The 18849-nt window shown below is 35.9% G+C and carries 14 protein-coding genes; 10 read left to right on the forward strand and 4 right to left on the reverse strand.

The window, feature by feature from the left end; translation table 11 throughout:
* The first annotated feature begins 68 nt into the window (after positions 1-68).
* The 10 genes from X925_RS03160 to X925_RS03205 all read left to right on the forward strand — a co-directional run bounded on the left by X925_RS03160 (position 69) and on the right by X925_RS03205 (position 10759).
* On the forward strand, positions 69-497 hold the full coding sequence (locus X925_RS03160; RefSeq protein ID WP_103078790.1) for a hypothetical protein: 429 nt from the start codon (positions 69-71) through the stop codon (positions 495-497).
* An 84-nt stretch (positions 498-581) separates the two neighbouring features.
* Positions 582-797, forward strand: a complete 216-nt coding sequence (rpmE, locus tag X925_RS03165; protein ID WP_103076638.1) for a 50S ribosomal protein L31 — start codon at positions 582-584, stop codon at positions 795-797.
* 244 nt (positions 798-1041) lie between these two features.
* Complete coding sequence (locus tag X925_RS03170) at positions 1042-1413, forward strand: S1 RNA-binding domain-containing protein (RefSeq protein ID WP_103078789.1); 372 nt, start codon at positions 1042-1044, stop codon at positions 1411-1413.
* A 323-nt stretch (positions 1414-1736) separates the two neighbouring features.
* A complete protein-coding gene (gene hisS, locus X925_RS03175; protein WP_121959106.1) occupies positions 1737-3002 on the forward strand; it encodes a histidine--tRNA ligase in 1266 nt (421 codons plus the stop codon).
* A gap of 26 nt (positions 3003-3028) precedes the next feature.
* Positions 3029-3883, forward strand: coding sequence for a hypothetical protein (locus X925_RS03180; RefSeq protein ID WP_121959107.1), 855 nt, complete (start codon positions 3029-3031; stop codon positions 3881-3883).
* Between the two features lie 110 nt (positions 3884-3993).
* Complete coding sequence (locus tag X925_RS03185; protein ID WP_121959108.1) at positions 3994-5247, forward strand: DegT/DnrJ/EryC1/StrS aminotransferase family protein; 1254 nt, start codon at positions 3994-3996, stop codon at positions 5245-5247.
* Positions 5231-7126, forward strand: coding sequence for a nucleoside-diphosphate sugar epimerase/dehydratase (locus X925_RS03190; RefSeq protein ID WP_121959109.1), 1896 nt, complete (start codon positions 5231-5233; stop codon positions 7124-7126). Before X925_RS03185 ends, X925_RS03190 begins: the two co-directional genes overlap by 17 nt.
* Positions 7123-8196: a glucose-1-phosphate thymidylyltransferase gene (locus tag X925_RS03195; RefSeq protein ID WP_121959110.1), complete on the forward strand. Its 1074-nt coding sequence runs from the start codon at positions 7123-7125 to the stop codon at positions 8194-8196. Before X925_RS03190 ends, X925_RS03195 begins: the two co-directional genes overlap by 4 nt.
* Before the next feature lie 17 nt (positions 8197-8213).
* Positions 8214-9818: an alpha-amylase family glycosyl hydrolase gene (locus X925_RS03200; protein ID WP_121959111.1), complete on the forward strand. Its 1605-nt coding sequence runs from the start codon at positions 8214-8216 to the stop codon at positions 9816-9818.
* Between the two features lie 164 nt (positions 9819-9982).
* Positions 9983-10759 (forward strand): inositol monophosphatase family protein, encoded by a 777-nt coding sequence (locus X925_RS03205; RefSeq protein ID WP_121959112.1) that lies wholly within the window; start codon positions 9983-9985, stop codon positions 10757-10759.
* 62 nt (positions 10760-10821) lie between these two features.
* Here X925_RS03205 and X925_RS03210 read toward each other — a convergent pair whose 3' ends face one another.
* From X925_RS03210 to gltB, 4 genes are all read right to left on the reverse strand, one after another.
* Positions 10822-11157 (reverse strand): P-II family nitrogen regulator, encoded by a 336-nt coding sequence (locus tag X925_RS03210; RefSeq protein ID WP_121959113.1) that lies wholly within the window; start codon positions 11155-11157, stop codon positions 10822-10824.
* Between the two features lies 1 nt (position 11158).
* Positions 11159-12484: an ammonium transporter gene (locus X925_RS03215; RefSeq protein ID WP_121959114.1), complete on the reverse strand. Its 1326-nt coding sequence runs from the start codon at positions 12482-12484 to the stop codon at positions 11159-11161.
* Positions 12485-12619: 135 nt separating this feature from the next.
* Entirely contained in the window at positions 12620-14140 is a 1521-nt protein-coding gene (locus X925_RS03220) for a glutamate synthase subunit beta (RefSeq protein ID WP_121959115.1), read from the reverse strand.
* Positions 14141-14170: 30 nt separating this feature from the next.
* Positions 14171-18751, reverse strand: a complete 4581-nt coding sequence (gltB, locus tag X925_RS03225; protein ID WP_199171467.1) for a glutamate synthase large subunit — start codon at positions 18749-18751, stop codon at positions 14171-14173.
* Between the last annotated feature and the right edge of the window lie 98 nt (positions 18752-18849).

Genomic DNA, 18849 nt, shown 5'->3' on the forward strand with positions numbered 1-18849 from the left:
AAGTTATGATATTATATTAATGTTACGTTTTTCATTTTCAAAAAAATCAAACATTAGGAGGGATCGGTATGAAAAAGATAGTGGTTTCTTTATTCGCTTTAATAGTTTTAACTGCGGTTGTTTTTTCGGCTCCTTTAGGGTTAGGTGTAAAAGTTGGTGAACCAACGGGTTTGTATATAAGGAGTTATACTAGTTCAACGAGTTTCGCCGGTATCACGGCTGCCTGGTCTTTTACCCACGACAGTTTCACTATACAGGCAGATTTTAACGGTGTTTCTCCAAATCTTTTTGGTGATATTGATTTTAGCTATGGTGCAGGTATTCATCTTGGTGTAAAAGACGATTTAAATTTAGGAATACGCTTCCCATTGGGTTTGAATTTTGCTATTCCTGAAACTCCATTGATCACATTTTTAGAAATTGCACCAGGTTTTAAAGTTACCCCTGAAACAAACTTTGATTTAAGCGGAGGATTAGGTTTATTTTATACTTTTTAATGTGCATTCTTCTTTTAATTTGACATAATTATCAGTTTATGATATAATAAGTTGACAAGAAATATAGATTAAGGAGTGTTAGACGTGAAACAAGGTATTCATCCAGAAATGAAGCTTATAACCGTAAAATGCGCCTGTGGCGCTGAACATACTATGTATTCAACAGTTGACAATTTCAGATTAGATGTCTGCTCTGAATGTCATCCTTTCTACAAAGGAGAATTAGGTTCACAAATATTGGATACAGAAGGTAGAGTTCAGAAGTTTAAGAACAAATACAAAGATTTTCTTGAAAACTAAAAATCTCTAATTTTCTTGTTGGGGGGGATTTATTAGAGTTAAGGAATAAAAGTATCAAGAGATGAAAAGCGTTATCCAGTTGGTCCTTGCTATTGGTAAATTTTTACTAATATCCAGCTGGAAACATAACAAAAAATCTCGGAGGTGAAAACCAACGCCTGGACCCAGGCCATCCTTTTATGAAGGGTGATATCACGACTTAGCAAGGTTCTCGTGATTAAGAAAAAAGGGCAAGGTAATTATTTTGGTAAATGAAAGTTTAGCAACAGGGGATTCTGTGAAAGGTAAAGTAGTCGATATCAAAAAGTTTGGTGCTTTTTTGGAACTTGAAAATGGTGAAGAAGGATTTGTACACATTTCAAAGATTTCAAAAAAGTATGTAAGAGAGATATCCAATTTTTTAAAAATTGGTGATGAAGTTCAAGGAAAAGTCATAGGAAGAACAAAAGATGGAAAGTATGAGCTGTCTTTAAAGGATTATGACGAGCAAAAAGAGGATACGGGAAAATCACACAATTTTGAAAAAAGATTGAACCAGTATCTAAAAGACAGCGAAAAGAAGATATCCGAGTATAAAAAGCACCTAGATAAGAAAAAGAATACACGAAGAAGATAATTAATTATAGGTTATGTATATATAGGATAACAACCGAGAGGGAGATTTTCTCCCTCTCAATTATTTTTTATGTCAAAAAAATCTAAACTCTGACCTTTTCTTTTTAAAGTTACATACTTTGTGGTAAAATAATTGAGAAAGCTGGGAACGTTTGCTGCGGTGTGCAAACGATGTTTTTAAAATAATTTTGACTTTGAACTTGATTATGGGGTTCTTAAGGGGTTAACCCCTTAACGTCTGGGAGCGCGGTGAAGTGGCGCTAAAATAAGTTTTAAAGTGTCTACAAACAAGTACTATAATAAAGATCTAAGGAGGATTAACATTTGAGTACTTATACAAGAATAAAAGGTACTAAGGACATTTTTGGCGAAGAAGTTAAGTACTGGGAATACATTGAAAATACCGCAAAGAAACTTTTCAAAATATACGGGTACAAAGAGATAAGAACCCCATTAATTGAAAAAACCGAACTTTTTAGCAGAGGAATAGGCCAAGAAACAGATATTGTTCAAAAAGAAATGTACACTTTTGATGATAAAAAAGGACGGTCACTAACTTTAAGGCCCGAAGGCACCGCTTCTGTAGCAAGAGCTTATATAGAAAACTCTTTAATAACGTTTGGATCGCCTCAAAAATTATTTTACTTAGGTCCTATGTTCAGATATGAAAAGCCCCAAGCCGGCCGTTATAGGGAGTTTTATCAAATAGGGGCAGAGATTTTTGGAACAGACCATCCTTTAGCTGATGCTGAATTAATCACATTTGTATACGATTTCTTCAACAAGCTAAAATTAAGCAATTTTAAAGTGAAAATCAACAACATAGGCACCTTTGAAAGTAGGGAAAAATACAAAGAAGTATTGAAAACGTATTATCAACCGTTGTTACCCAACCTATGTGAAGATTGTCAAAGACGGTTCAACACGAATATTATGAGGTTGTTGGATTGTAAAATAGACGTCGAAGCAGCAAAAAACGCTCCATCAATCTTGGATTATTTAGACGAAGAAAGTCGTGATCATTTCGACGGTCTCCAAAAGTATTTGAAGGCTTACAATGTACCCTTTCAAGTTGATCCAAAGATCGTTAGAGGTTTAGATTATTACACGAAAACGGCCTTTGAGGTAGAACATTCTGATTTGGGTGAGCAAGCTGTCATAGCAGGTGGTGGTAGGTACGATGATCTCGTCGAACAATTAGGGGGTCCTAAAACTCCTGGGGTTGGTTTCGCGATAGGGATTGAAAGAGTAATAGAAGCATTAAAAAGAGAAAATGTTGAGGTTGAGAGTGAAAGCGAAATAGATGTTTACATAGCTTTTCAAGGTGAAAAGGGTGAAATGGCAGCTGTTACTTTATCAAAAGAACTAAGAAAGAAAGGCATAAACACTTTTCTAAATTTATCGAAAAGGAATTTATCGGGGCAATTTAAACATGCCAATAGATTAAATGCGAAATATGTCGTTGTATTAGGAGATGAAGAGATTTCTAGGGATATCGTCACAATAAAGAATATGAAAAGTGGTGAACAGACCCAGATCGAAAGAAATTGGGTAACTGAAATCATTGTGGAAAAGCTTAGAGAAGAATAAAGACTTTTTTAACTGGAGGAAATGGAATGATTTTGCTGAGACCTTTTATTATTTTTATAACCTTTGTATTGTCATACATACCCGTCCTGCAATTCGTTGGATTGGCGTTATTATTTTTTATTTATCACGTTTTGATTAGAAATAGAAATCTTCATATTGAACGAATGAAGAAGGTCTATGAAACAAATAATTTAACCTTTCCAGATATAAAAGAGAAGAGCCCCATAATTTGGTTTATTTTGTACATGGTTTCTTTTTTGGTACTGAATGTTTTCTATCTATACTTGATACAACAAGTAGCAACTTTAACATTGGAAGAAATACAAACGTTCACCCTACCTAGTTGGCAAATTTATTTGCTTTTAGGAAGTTTTATATTAAGCTGGATCTCTTATGCCAGTATGATAAATAGGATTGACAAAGACCAATGGCAACTTCAAGAATCTGAAATTAGCAACAAAATAGTTAAAAATCGTTTCATCAAATTGAGAGACGGAAACGTCGTCATGTTATTGAGAATTATTACCCTTGATGTATACCAGTGGTTTCTTTTGTTTTTCTTAATAAGAGAAACAACGATACATTATTTTGAGGATGGAACCGCTACGGGAAGGTATCTTGAACTGATCAAAAAAGATGAGAAAGAAACACAAAACGAAACTTCAACAAATGGCGCAGCCGAGAAACCCGCACAAGAGGACCTTTATGAAAAAATAATCAATCAAATTAAAAATGTAGGGGAAGACGAAAGATATAGTACTATTTTTTCTCATGTTACGTCTATACCAGACAAAAAGAAAGCCGAAGAGATATTAGAAAAGTTATTAGAAGAAGGTTATATTAAAGAAGAAGAATACAAAAAACTCCAACAATTTTTATAATTTTTGTGGGGTGGGCAGCGGGGCGAAGGGACGCTATATAAAGAATTATAGAATATTTTTATAGGATCTGAAGGGGGGAACCCCCTTAATGTGTGGAGGCGATATCAACTATGTTTGTCCCATTATCAGGTGCAGATATTACTGACTTAGAGAAACGAACCATTATGGATGTTTTGAATTCTGAAAGACTTGCTTTGGGCCCTTATTTAGAAAAGTTTCAAGAAATAATAAAAGAATACACTGGTACGAAATATGCTCTAGCTGTAAACAGCGGGACATCAGCCTTACATTTGATTTTAAGGGCCTTAGATTTTCAACAAAATCAAAAAATGATCGTAACACCTTTCACTTTTATTTCTTCGGCTAACGTGGCTTTGTTTGAGAAAGGAGTACCGGTCTTTGTTGATATAGATCCTCATACTTACAACTTATCCGTTAAAAACTTAAAAGAGTTCATAGACAAAGATTACAAAGACGACGTTACGACCTTTATGGGTGTAGATATTTTTGGAGTTCCCTTGGAATGGGATGAGATACTTGAGATTCTTCCAGATGAAATAAAAATAATTGAAGATTCTTGCGAAGCCCTAGGTGGAGAATATAAAGGGCGTAAATTAGGAACTTTTGGAAAAGCTGGTACATACGCCTTTTACCCAAATAAGCAGATAACCACCGGTGAAGGCGGGGTTATTGTTACTGATGATGAAGAAATATTTGAGTTATGTAAGTCCATGTGTAACCAAGGTAGAGGTAAAAGCGGTGAGTGGTTAATTAGTGAAAGGCTCGGATACAATTATCGCATGGATGAATTGTCTGCGGCACTTGGTTTTGCTCAAATGAAACGGATAGAAGAAATAAGTTCAAAAAGAAAAGAGAAGGCTATGAATTATTTTGAGTTGTTCAAAAATGAAGAAAGAGTAGTTCTACCTTTCATTCCTCAAGAAGTTACTTCTCAAAGTTGGTTTGTCTTCGTTTTGAGATTGAACTTAGATTGGGTATCAGAGTTAATTAATATACCTACATGGGTTAGAAATTTTGATCTACCAATAAAAATTGAAGGGGAACAAAATCGAAAAGAATGGAAAGAATTAATAAATAAGATTAGAAATATCTTACAAACCTTCTTAAAAAAATTGAGTGAAAAGGGCGTAGAATCTAAAAATTATTTTTACCCTGTTCACCTACAACCTTTTTATAGAAAAATGTTCGGCTATGAAGAAGGAGATTACCCTGTTACAGAGCTAATCTCATCTTTAACTTTTGCGATCCCATTTTTCTCCAATATCAGTCTTGAAGAACAGAATTACGTATATCGAATAATAACAGATAGCTTAAGGGAGATAAAAGATGAAACATTTGTCTAAAAGATCTTTTAGATTGATGATAATAGACTATATTTTGTTTTTCCTCTCTTACATTGTAGCAATGTTCATAAGGTTTCAACTTGACTTTGTAGAGATGAGAAAGTATATCTCCCCCATCTTTTTCTTTCCTTTGATTATGGTAATTGTTTTTTATTACTCTGGAATATATAAATACATTTGGAGATTTGCCACTCTTAACGAATTAAGACCTGTATTTAACAGTGGTTTCATAGGTTTTCTTATCAACTTTTTTGTTTTTGAGTTTGTAAGAAGATATATAAGTGACATTTTCACTCTTCCTTTCAGTGTGGCAGCAACCGCATCGGTGGTTGGAGTGGTCTTTGTTTCAGCTAGTAGGATATATTGGTTTTCAAGGTATTCTCGAAATTATAAAAAACAAGTAGACGGAATTAAAAATGTTCTCATAATAGGAGCAGGCGATGCAGGAACAGAATTGTTGGGGGAATACGAGAGGCATCCAGAAGAGGGATCAGTTGTAGGCTTTTTGGATGATGATCCAGAAAAGATAGGAAGAAATATTCGAGGCTATCCCGTACTGGGGAAGATAAATCAAGTTATGGATTTTGTTGAAAAATACAACGTTGAAGAGGTTTTAATAGCTATTCCCAGTGCTTCATCTGATCAGATAAAAAAAATCATAGATTATGTTGATACAACAAAGGTTAGATTAAAAACTTTGCCGGGAATCTTGGAAATTTTAGATAACAAGTTATCACTTGGCTTTCTACGAGAGGTTGATATTTCCGATTTACTAGGTAGAAAGGAAGTTAGTGTCGATTTAAAAGAGATCAAAGATTACATAAAAGGCAAAAAAATACTGGTTACAGGTGCAGGGGGAAGTATAGGGTCTGAAATATGTAGACAGGTTTTACCAATGGGGCCTAAAGCTCTTTTCTTACTTGGAAAAGGGGAAAACAGTATTTTTGAAATATCAAATGAATTGAGAGACAAGTTCTCAGATGCATTTATAGGAGAAATTATCGCGGATGTGTCCGACGAAAATAGAATGAGGTATTTATTTTCAAAATATAGATTTGATGTTGTTTTTCATGCTGCTGCTCATAAACATGTGCCCCTCATGCAAAAAAACCCAACTGAGGCCTTCAGAGTCAATACAATTGGAACTTACACCGTAGCAAAACTTTCAGGAGAATATAATGTAGAAAGATTTGTATTTATCTCCACAGACAAAGCCATCAAACCAACATCCATAATGGGTGCTTCAAAGAGACTTGGGGAAATTATAGTAAAGACATTGTCTAACTTTCATCAAACAAAGTATGGAATAGTAAGGTTCGGGAACGTTTTAGGAAGTAGAGGGAGTGTAATTCCAATTTTCAAAGAACAGATACAAAAGGGTGGTCCCGTTACTGTTACACATCCCAATATGAAAAGGTATTTCATGACCATTCCTGAGGCTGTCTCTTTAGTATTACAATGTGGACAGTTTGCTCAAAAGGCTGAAATATTTGTTTTAGAAATGGGAGAGCCTGTCAATATTGATCGATTAGCCAGGGATTTGATCAGACTTTCCGGATACATCCCTGACCAAGATATAAAAATAGTTTATACAGGCATCAGGCCTGGTGAGAAATTATATGAAGAAATATTCTTGGAAGATGAAGATTACGAAAAAACTAGAAACAGACGAATATTTATTTCAAAATCTAACAACAATGAAATAAATAAAGAGAAACTAAACGAATTGATAGGGCGAATAAATATTATGATAAAAAACAACGATTACAACAGTGCTATTGAAATAATAAAAGATTACATACCAGATTCAAATATATCAAATATCAGCGAAGGGGCGCTAATAACTACAACAATCAAACAAGGAGGCAAAAAGCTATGAAAGCATTAATACTCTGTGCAGGAAAGGGAACAAGACTTCGACCACTAACCTTCACGAACGCAAAACCATTGATACCAATAGCTAACAAACCAACCATCATGTACAGCTTGGAAAAAATAAGAGACGCAGGGGTTACAGAGATCGGTTTGGTAGTAAATTCAGAAAATATAGAAGATTTTAAAAATGTCTTAGGAGATGGAAGTCAATTAGGTATAAAATTATCATATATAATACAAGAGCATCCAAAAGGTTTGGCGCATGCGGTAAAGGTCTCAAAAGAATTCCTTGATAATGATGACTTTATAATGTATCTAGGGGATAACCTTGTAAATTTTGATCTTAAAAATTTTATAGACCAGTTTAAGCAAGGAAATTATGAATCTTTTATTCTCTTGACTTCCGTCGATAACCCTTCACAATTTGGAATAGCAGTGATGGAAGATTCGAAAGTGACAAAAGTTGTCGAAAAACCAAAAGATGCTCAATCAAATCTCGCAATAATTGGGGTTTACATATTCACCCCAAAGGTTTTTGAGGCAATTGAAAACATTCAACCTTCATGGAGAGGGGAACTTGAAATAACCGATGCCATTCAATGGTTAATAGATAATTCAAACAACGTTGGAGCTCACATAGTAGAGGGATGGTGGAAAGATACCGGAAAACCTGAAGATTTAATCGAAGCGAATAGAACAATTCTTAGTACCTTAAAAGAACAAAAAATAGAAGGAGAAATAAGATCAGATTCTTCAGTCCAAGGAATGGTACACATCGGGAAAAATACAAAGATAATGAATTCTATCATCAGAGGACCTGTAATAATTGGAGAAAACGTTACAATAAGTAATGCGTACATAGGGCCATACACAAGTATTGGCGATAGTGCATACATAAACTCTTCAGAGATTGAAAACAGTATAATTTTAAGTTATGCAAATATTTCAAATGTGTATATAAGGATAGAATCATCTATTATTGGAGAAAATTCAAAGATTTTTTCTACAGAACGAAAACCATATTCACTAAAATTGGTGATAGGCGATTATAGCAATATACAAATACCGAAATAATAGCTAATTATGTGGGGGTGAAAATAATAGACAATAAAATAGAAGTAATAACCGAACTTTGGAACAAACTGTATTCTGATAACTATAAATTGGAAATTCTCTTAGACTTTTTAAAATCAAAAAAAGATTCTTTCACATATACGCCAAAAGATAAATTTTGGTACAAGAAAGGTTTGGTCTATTCAACTTATGTTGATCTTTTCGCCGGTGATTTTGACAAAATGAAAGAAAAATTAGATTATTTGAGTAATTTAGGTGTAACTATCTTATGGCTTCTTCCCATTTTACAGTCTCCAATGAAAGACCAAGGATTCGATATTTCTGATTTTTACAAAGTTCGAGATGAATTGGGTGGTAACGAAAGTTTTTTTGAATTCATCAACCTTGCCCACGAAAAAGGTATAAAGATCCTTTTTGATGTTGCAATAAACCATACTTCTGATGAACATCCATGGTTTCAAGAGGCAAAAAAATCAAAAGATTCTAAGTATAGGGATTATTACATATGGAGTGACACCGATAAAAAATACTCCCAGGCCCGACTGCTTTTTAAAGGGATGGTAAACAGCAACTGGACCTACAACCCTGAAACGAAAGACTATTACTTTCATAGATTTTACGAAATACAGCCGGACTTAAATTACAAAAATCCTGATGTTTTGATAGAGATGATAAAAGTTTTTACCTTCTGGAAAGAACACGGTGTAGATGGTTTTCGAATGGATGCAGCACCATTTTTGTGGAAAGAAGAAGGTACTAGCTGTGAAAATTTAATTCAAACTCACTGGATTTTAAAAATATTCAGGGCAGCTTTAGATTACCTAAAAGAAGGAACCGCATTGATAGCAGAAGCTAATCAACCTCCTAAAGACGTCGTTGCGTATTTTGGTAATTCTGACGAATGCCAGGTTGCATACCATTTCCCCGTTATGCCAAAAATTTTCTTGTCTATTGCTGAAGGGGCACCAAATTATATAATAAATACTCTTTCTGAAAGAGTTACCCCGCCTATTCCAGAAGATTGCCAATGGTTCGTTTTTCTAAGATGCCACGACGAATTAACCTTAGAATTCGTTGACCCAGAAGAAAGAGCGAAGATATTGAAATATTATCTTCTAGATGAAAGATGGAACTTCAGAGAAGGAGAAGGGATCGCGGGAAGATTGTACAACCAAATGGGTAAGGATTATAAAAAAGTGCTTTTAGCTTATTCAATTTTGTTTTCTTTGGACGGAACACCAATAAATTATTATGGTGATGAAATAGGGATGGAGAACGACGAGGAATTCTATAAAAAAATGACCGAAAAAATAGGCTACAAAGATTCAAGATTTTTCAACAGGGGACCTTTCGACGAAGAGAAAAGAAAAGAGGCTCTGAGCAACGCTAACAGCGATAGTTATAAGATTTTTCATGGAATAAAAAAGATGCTTGATTTGAAGAAGGAAAACGAAGATCTATTTTCAGAAAAACCAATCTACGAAAATATCGACGGGGTATTTAAAGTTACAAGAAAAAAAGCAAATAAAAGTATTGTTATTTATAACAACTTGACCGTTGAAAGCAAATCATTAGATAATATCACTTTGCAACCCCATGAATATGTTTGGAAAATAAGTTAAAAGTGCCCCCAGGTCAAATTGTGGTGGAAGGTGAAAAACCCTCTCCCTTGGGGGTTAGGGACCGCAGGTCCCTTCCTTAAATGGGTGGGAAGCGGGGCGAAGGGGCGCTAAAGCACGTTTTAGAGTTTCTAAAGACCGAAAACCCTTTTTAGGAGGAAAAACGATTGACAAAAAATGATTTCATTGAAATAAAAAGAATAGTTTATGATGCGGGAGAAAAATTAAAAGTGTGGAGCACCGAGAATTTCCATGTTAATTCAAAAAAATCTCGAACCGATCTTGTAACCGATGTAGATTACCAAATACAGGAATACCTAATAGAAGAGATAAATAAAAGTTTCCCAAATTCATTATTTTTAGCAGAAGAATCAGGACTAACCCAAACTCCTGATAAAAACGAATATTGGGTTATAGACCCTATAGACGGTACGGTAAATTTTTCAAGGGGTTTGCCAGAACATTGTATCTCAGTAGCATATGTTGAAAACAAAGAACCAACGATAGGTATCATCTATTCACCTTTTATGAACCTTTTTTACTCTGCCACAAAAAACAATGGTGCTTATTTAAACGATGAAAGATTGAGACCAAACTGGGCAAAAAATTTTGAAGATGCTATGATTTCTCTTGGAAATGAGAGAGGGAATACATACAAATATTTTAAAGCGTTGGAAGAAAAAGTTATGAGGATTAGATTGTTTGGTACCGCTGCCTTGCAGATCGCTTATGTGGCATCGGGTTTTTTGGATGCTTTCATATCTATAAGATCTCATCCATGGGATGTAGCAGCAGGTCATTTAATATTAGGGGAAGCTGGCGGGGAAATTGTAGATATCAATGGAAAAAATGCAAATATTTTCCAGGCGGATGCTCTTTACTGCAATCCTTACATTATTCAAGATCTGATAAATAATTTAAAAAATATTCAAAAATTTCAATGAAGGGTAATAATTCGTATTGATTCCACAAACGAAACAAATGCGCCCAAAGGGCGCATTTTTATTTAAGTGGTTCGTATTTTTATACTTTCTTCTACCGGTGTAATATAAATCTTTCCATCACCTATCTTACCTGTTTGCGCGTATGTTTTTATAGTTTCTATAATTTTTTCAACTTTACTTTCTTCGGTAACTATTTCTAGCTTGATCTTTTCCTTGAATTTTACTTCATATTCTTTTTTTTGTTTGTAATTTTCTACCTCTTTTTCCTCACCTTTTTGACTACCATATCCATAGATCTTATCAACATTAATGCCCTCGATACCTACTTTTTCTAATCCTACAATGACTTCCTCAAATTTTTCTGGCCTAATAAAGCATTCAATTTTTTTGTATCCCATATTATTCACCCTCCTCATCAATTTTTACTCTCACGCTTCGCCCTTTAAGCGGAGTTAAATCAGGATAACTGACAGATCCATGTTCTACAAAATCTAAGCCCTCTATTTCACTAGTAGAATCAATCCTCAAACCTATTGTTAAATCGATACTTTTAAAAAGAATGTAAGTAGTTGCAAGGGTCCAACCTGCAACAGCTAACACCCCTTTAAGCTGGATTAAAAACAGGTTTACTCCTCCACCGTAGAGCAATCCACCGTCTACAGCGAATATCCCAACCATTAATGTACCGAATACTCCACCAACCCCGTGCACAGAGATTGCTCCAACTGGATCATCAATATGTATTTTGTCAAAAAATTCTATAGCTAAAACAACTAAACTACCGGATAAAGCTCCTATTATTGCAGCTCCAACGTTTGTAACGCTGGCACAACCGGCAGTGATCCCCACTAATCCAGCTAAAACACCATTTAGGGTAGAGTTGACATCCGGTTTTTTGTAGATAAACCAACCTATCGTCAATGCTCCTAATCCTCCTGCCGAGGCAGCTAAATTTGTGGTCATTGCTATATCACCGATTTTGAGATTTAAACCCGAAATGGTACTTCCTGGGTTAAAACCAAACCATCCAAACCATAGGATGAAAACACCCAAAGCAGCTAAAACTAAGCTATGTCCTGGTATCTTGTTTGGCGTTCCATCTGATCTGTATTTACCGGTTCTTGGTCCTAAAACCATTGTTCCCATCAGTGCTGCCCAGCCGCCTACAGAATGGACAACTGTGGAACCTGCAAAATCGACCATATCTGATAACCAACCTCCACCCCATATCCAATGACCAACTATGGGATATATAAATGCACTGATGAAAACACTGTAAATCAGATAGCCAGTGAATTTAGTTCTTTCCGCCATTGCTCCGGATACTATAGTTGCAGCGGTTGCAGCAAATACCGTCTGGAATATTAAAAAAGCGTTGAGCGGAATGTTTAACCCCAGATATTCAAAACTTCCTTGCCAACCTATGAAGCCATTTCCAAGTCCAAACATAATTGTAAATCCTACTATCCAGTAAAGTATTGAGCCGACCAAAAAATCCGTAAAATTTTTCATGATGATGTTTACCGTGTTCTTTGATCTTGTAAACCCTGCTTCCACGAGCGCAAATCCAGCTTGCATAAAAAACACTAAAAACGCTGCGAGTAAAGTCCACATAGTATCAATGGAGCGTACCACTTCCTCCATAGTAATACTATCTGCGAGTAAGGCGGTTGGAACAATAAAGGCAACCGACAACATCAACAAACTCTTCCAAGCTCTCTTCATAATACCCTCACACTCCTTTTTTGATTTTTTACAAACCCCAGAATATGGTGCTTAACCTAGACTTTTTTCACCTCCTATTACCAAATAAAAAAACCGACGCATTAATTTTTCTGCGTCGGCTTTATAACAACAATACTACAGCGTTTTGAGCCGACGCTGTTTATTATTGTTATTATTGGAAGAAATTAAGTATTCATTACACTCTTTAGCCGCTTGTTTCCCTTCATTTATTGCCCATACTACCAAACTTTGTCCCCTTCTCATATCTCCAGCTGAAAAAATCCCTTCCACATTTGTCGAATATTTTCCTTCTCCGGTTTTAACGTTTGATCTTTTATCTGTTTCTACATTTAATTGCTCAATTAAATAGTTTTCAGGGCCTAAGAATCCCAAGGCTAACAGAACTAAATCTGCCTTCCATACCTTTTCTGTTCCATCTATTTCTCTTAGAAACAATTTCCCTGTTTTATCATGTTCCCATTCTACTTCAACGGTATGAACCTCTTTAACTTTGCCTTTTGTATCTCCAACAAATCTTCTAGTTGAAATGTTGTACAATCTTGGATCTTTACCGAATTGTTCGGCATATTCCTCCTGAGCATAATCAACAGTTAAAACCTTGGGCCATTCTGGCCAAGGATTGTTTTGCCTCCTTAAAAGTGGAGGTTTGTCCATAATTTCAAACTGTACCACACTTTTACAACCCTGCCTTAAACTAACTCCCACACAATCCGTTCCTGTATCGCCTCCTCCGATTACGATAACATTTTTACCCTTGGCAGAGATCTCCTCAATATCTTTTTCACTTTTTAAAAGTCGAGACAGTATTCTCTCGTTCGCACTCTTCAAAAATTCTGTGGCAAAGTATATCCCTTTTAGATTTCTTCCTTCCACATTTAGATCCCTCGCTTTAGCGGTACCTCCACATAATACAACGGCATCAAATTCTTCTTTTAGCTTTTGAACTGGGTAATCTTTACCAACGTCCACATTAGTTTTGAATTGTATACCTGATTTTCCCATCAATTCTATACGCCTTTTTACAATCTTTTTGTCCAATTTCATATTTGGTATGCCGTAAGTTAATAAGCCCCCTGGGTATTCGTTCTTTTCAAAAACGGTAACTTCATGACCATATCTGTTTAACTCCCAAGCACACGACAACCCTGCCGGTCCAGAACCTACAACAGCTACCTTTTTACCAGTAGAGTAAGATGGTTTATCCTCTTCTACCCAACCATTTTTGAACGCTTCTTCTATGATATAATATTCAATACTTTTAATGGAAACTGGATCCTTTACCAAATTGTTTACACAAGCTTTTTCGCAAGGAGCCGGACAGACCCTGCCTGTGAACTCCGGGAAACTGTTTGTTTCGATCAACCTTTCATAAGCTTCTCTCCAAAGGTTTCTATAGACTAAATCGTTCCATTCTGGAATCAAATTATTCAAAGGGCACCCTGAAACCATATTATTTATCAATATACCAGAGTGACAAAACGGCGTGCCACAGTTCATACATCTTGCTGCTTGTATTCGGAGTTCGTCTTTTTCCATTTCTATATATAATTCTTCCCAATCATTTATTCTCATTTTTGGGGGTCTTTCTTCAGGGTTTTTTCTTTCGTACTTTAGAAATCCTTGTGGGTCGCCCATATAGTGACCTCCTTTGCAAATTTCTAATGTTCAATGCGTTTGAACCAAAGATTGTTGCTTGTAATTCTCTTCAAATGCCTTCATAAGAGCTTCTTCTCCAGTAATTCCTTCAATATGCATCCTATTTACAACATCCATCATTCTTTTGTAATCTTTTGGTATAACCTTAACGAATCTTTCCTTGGTTTTCCCCCAGTTGTTCAAAATGTTTTTAGCCACATTACTACTCGTGTACTTGTAATGTTTTTTTATCAACTCTTTTATTTCGTTCTCTTCATTCTCATCTTCAACTTTTTCCAACAAAACAGTGTCTTTGTTACATTTGGATTCAAAGCTATTGTCTTTGTCATATACGTAAGCTATTCCACCTGACATACCTGCGGCAAAGTTTCTACCCGTTTTACCAAGTATAACAACCTTTCCACCAGTCATATATTCACAGCCATGTTCGCCAACACCTTCAACCACAGCAGTAGAGCCACTGTTTCTGACTGCGAAGCGTTCACCCGCTAAACCACTGATGTATGTTTCACCGCTTGTTGCTCCATACAATGCAACGTTACCAACAATTACATTTTCTTCATCATAGAATCGAGAATCCTTCGGGGGGTATACTATAATTTTTCCACCCGATAAACCTTTCGCTATGTAATCGTTTGAATCGCCTTCTAATATCAACGTTTCCCCCTTGGGGATGAAGGCTCCAAAACTTTGGCCAGCTGATCCTTTGAAATGTATTTTTATTGTATCTTCAGACAGACCTTCCTCACCATACCTTTTAATTATTTCGCTTCCCAAAATTGTTCCAACGGTTCTATTCACATTTTTTATAGCTAAAGTGGCCTCAATCTTTTCTCCATTTTCTAATGCATTCTGGCAAATGGGAAGTAATTTGGTTATATCCAAGATATCTGATAATCCGTTATTTATTGGTTTAGGATATTGGCTGAATGAGTAATCTTTTATTTCTGGTTTGTATAATAATTTTGAAAGATCAATACTATGTGCTTTCCAATGACTTTTTATTTCTTTTTGTCTTAATTTATCAACACGTCCCACCATTTCACTAAACGTTCTGAATCCTAACTTGGCCATATATTCCCTTACTTCAGATGCGAGAAAGTACATGAGGTTGACAATGTATTGAGGATCACCTTTGAAATTTTTTCTCAGTACAGGGTTTTGTGTCGCAATTCCCACAGGACATGTATCCAAATTGCAAACTCTCATCATGACACAACCTAAGGCAACTAACACAATTGTGGCAAATCCAAACTCTTCTGCGCCTAAAAGTGCTGCAATCACTATGTCTTTTCCAGTTAGCAACTTACCATCCGTTTCCAAAGTGACCCTGTCTCTCAACTTGTTCAACACCAAGGTCTGATGAGTTTCAGCTAATCCTAATTCCCATGGCAAACCCGCATGCCTTATACTAGTACGTGGTGAAGCTCCGGTACCACCATCAAAACCGCTTATCAATATTACATCCGCTCCAGCTTTTGCTACACCCGCTGCTATGGTCCCTACACCAGATTTTGAAACCAATTTTACGTTTATTCGAGCGTTTCTATTGACGTTTTTTAGGTCGTATATCAATTCTGCTAAATCTTCTATCGAGTAGATATCGTGATGTGGAGGAGGTGAAATGAGAGTAACTCCTGGAATAGAGTTCCTTACCTTTGCTACCCATGGATAGACCTTATTCCCAGGTAGCTCTCCCCCTTCTCCAGGTTTTGCACCTTGGGCTACCTTTATTTGGATCTCTTGAGCGTTGTTTAAGTAGTTGATCGTGACTCCGAATCTTCCAGAAGCCACCTGCTTTATTGAGCTATTCTTTGAATCCCTATTTTGTTCTTTTGCAAAACGGTTTGAATCCTCCCCTCCTTCACCTGTATTACTCTTTGCACCTATTCGATTCATAGCTATTGCTATGGTTTCGTGGGCTTCTTGGCTTATTGAACCAAAAGACATAGCTCCTGTTTTGAACCTTTTAACAATCGATTCGACAGGTTCTACTTCGTCAAGGGGAATTGCTTTCGTTTTATCGAAATTGAACTCAAAAAGACTTCTCAAACTGTATAATTTTGCGTCTTCATCGACTATAGATTGTGAAAACTTTTTGAAAAGTTCATAATCGTTGTTTTTAACAGCATTTTGTAAATAATAAATGGATTTAGGGTTGTACAAGTGATACTCACCTTTTGCCCTCCATTTCATAAGACCTTCTGAATCAAGTAACGATCCTCTATTAACCTGATCAAATGCACTCAAATGGCGTTTAGAAACTTCTTGAGCTATTTCTTTTAAGCCTATCCCTTCTACTTGTGAAGTGGTTCCTGTAAAAAATTGCTCTACGATAGACTTTTTTATTCCTACTATTTCGAAGGTTTGAGCCCCTTGATAACCTTGGAGGGTTGATATCCCAAGCTTTGATAACACTTTTTGAATACCTTTCAAAGATGCATCTTTATACCTTTTAACGGCTTCTTCATATTTCAAACCTTTAATGTAACCTTTGTTAACTAAACTTTCAATACTTTCATAGGTGAGATATGGATTGATAGCAGAGGCTCCATAACTTAGAAGCGCACAAAAATGGTGTACTTCTCTTGGTTCTGCAGATTCCAAAATTATTCCAATCTCTGTTCTATTTTCTTTTCTAACCAAATGGTGATGAAGACCCGATACCGCCAATAAAGCTGGAATTGGTGCATGATTTTGGTTAACTCCTTTATCTGTCAATATCAATATGTTAGCACCATCGTTTATGGCAGAATCTGCTTTTTGAAAGAGGTTTGTAATCGCCTTTTTTAATCCTTCTTCTCCATCTTTTACCTTGTATAAGATGGGTAAGGTGATCGCTTTAAAACCTTCTAAGTCAAGATTTTTTATCTTTTCCATTTCATCGTTGGTGAGAATAGGGTTTTTGATCTTAATTTGCCTACAATTGATGGATGATGGATCAATAAGATTACCTTCAGAACCTATGTAAAGATGGGTAGAGGTGATAATTTTTTCTCTTATCGCATCTATAGGAGGATTGGTTACTTGAGCGAAAAGCTGTTTAAAATATTCATACAACAACTTTGGACGTTCAGATAAAACGGCCAAAGGTGTGTCATCCCCCATAGCCCCAACGGGGTCAGAAGCATCTATAACCATAGGTTCTATGATCATCTCAATATCTTCAAATGTGTATCCGAAACATTTTTGTTTTGTAGTTAAAGGTACCTCATCGATTTCCATATTTCCCTTTTTTGAATGCTCAGGAAGGTCTTCTAGATTCACAATGTTCTCTTTTACCCACGAGAAATAGGGCTTTTCTGAAATTATCGGTCGTTTTATCTCTTCGTCATTTAGTATTCGACCACTCTCAATATCCAACAACAACATGTTCCCTGAGGTGATCCTTCCCTTCCTTAAAATCTTTTGAGGAGGTATTTCAAGAACCCCAGCTTCCGAAGCAAGAATCAATTCATCTTCCGTTATGTAGTATCTTAACGGTCTCAATCCGTTTCTGTCCAGTGTTGCTCCTACCTTTAAGCCATCGGTAAAAATAATCGCCGCGGGACCATCCCAAGGTTCCATCAAACAACTATGATATTCATAAAAAGCTTTCTTTTCTGCATCCATTGTTTGATTGTTTTCCCAAGGTTCTGGCATCATCATCATTATCGAATGTGGTAACGATCTACCAGATAAATAAAGGAATTCTAAATTGTTGTCAAACATTGCTGAATCACTACCATCCTCATCGATTATAGGAAAAATATCGTTGATGTTTTCTCCAAAGATATCAGTGCTTACCTTGGATTGCCTTGCCCTCATCCAATTAACGTTACCAATTATAGTGTTTATCTCTCCGTTGTGAACCATATACCTATAAGGATGGGCCCTTTCCCAACTGGGAAATGTGTTCGTACTGAATCTGGAGTGTACAATAGAAAATGCTGATTTGAAAAGAGGATCAGTCAAATCTGAGAAAAAGTACTTTAATTGTTCCGCCGTTAACATCCCTTTATAGACAATTGTTTTAGAAGATAGACTGGCTATATAAAAGGCCTTATTTGCATCTATGTGCGGTATTTTTATCTCCTTTTCACTTTTTTTCCTAATTAGATATAATTTTCTTTCAAATTCTATTCCAGATTTCAAGGTAGGATTCTTAACGATAAAAACTTGGAGAAAAGATGGCATACTTTTTAATGCAGTTGGGCCAACAAATGCTTCATTGATAGGTACATCTCTCCAACCTATCACCTTTTGGCCTTGATTGGTGGCTATTTTTTCAAATTGCTGTTTGAAGATATTTGTAAGAGTTTTATCACGCGGGCAGAAAATCATACCCACGGCATATTCACTTTCATTTGGAAGAGTGAATCCTAAGTGTTTTGATTCTTTTATTAAAAAATCATGAGGAATCTGCAGCAGTACCCCTGCTCCGTCCCCATCATTTTCTCCTCTGCCTCGTGCACCACGATGAGCCATATTCTTTAAAACAGTCAACGATTTGTCAACTATTTCATGTGACTTTACTCCTTTTGTACTTGCAACTAATCCAACACCACAAGCATCATGCTCAAATTTTGGATCGTAAAGTCCTTTATTCATTTTAACCCTCCCTCCTATATTGGAGACTGCCCCAATACAGTGTGTTTCTGTATAATACTTTTTGGAACCCCGGTTTTATGCACAAAAAAAGATAATAA

The organism is Petrotoga sp. 9T1HF07.CasAA.8.2 (assembly GCF_002895585.1).
Taxonomy (GTDB): Bacteria; Thermotogota; Thermotogae; order Petrotogales; family Petrotogaceae; genus Petrotoga; species Petrotoga mobilis.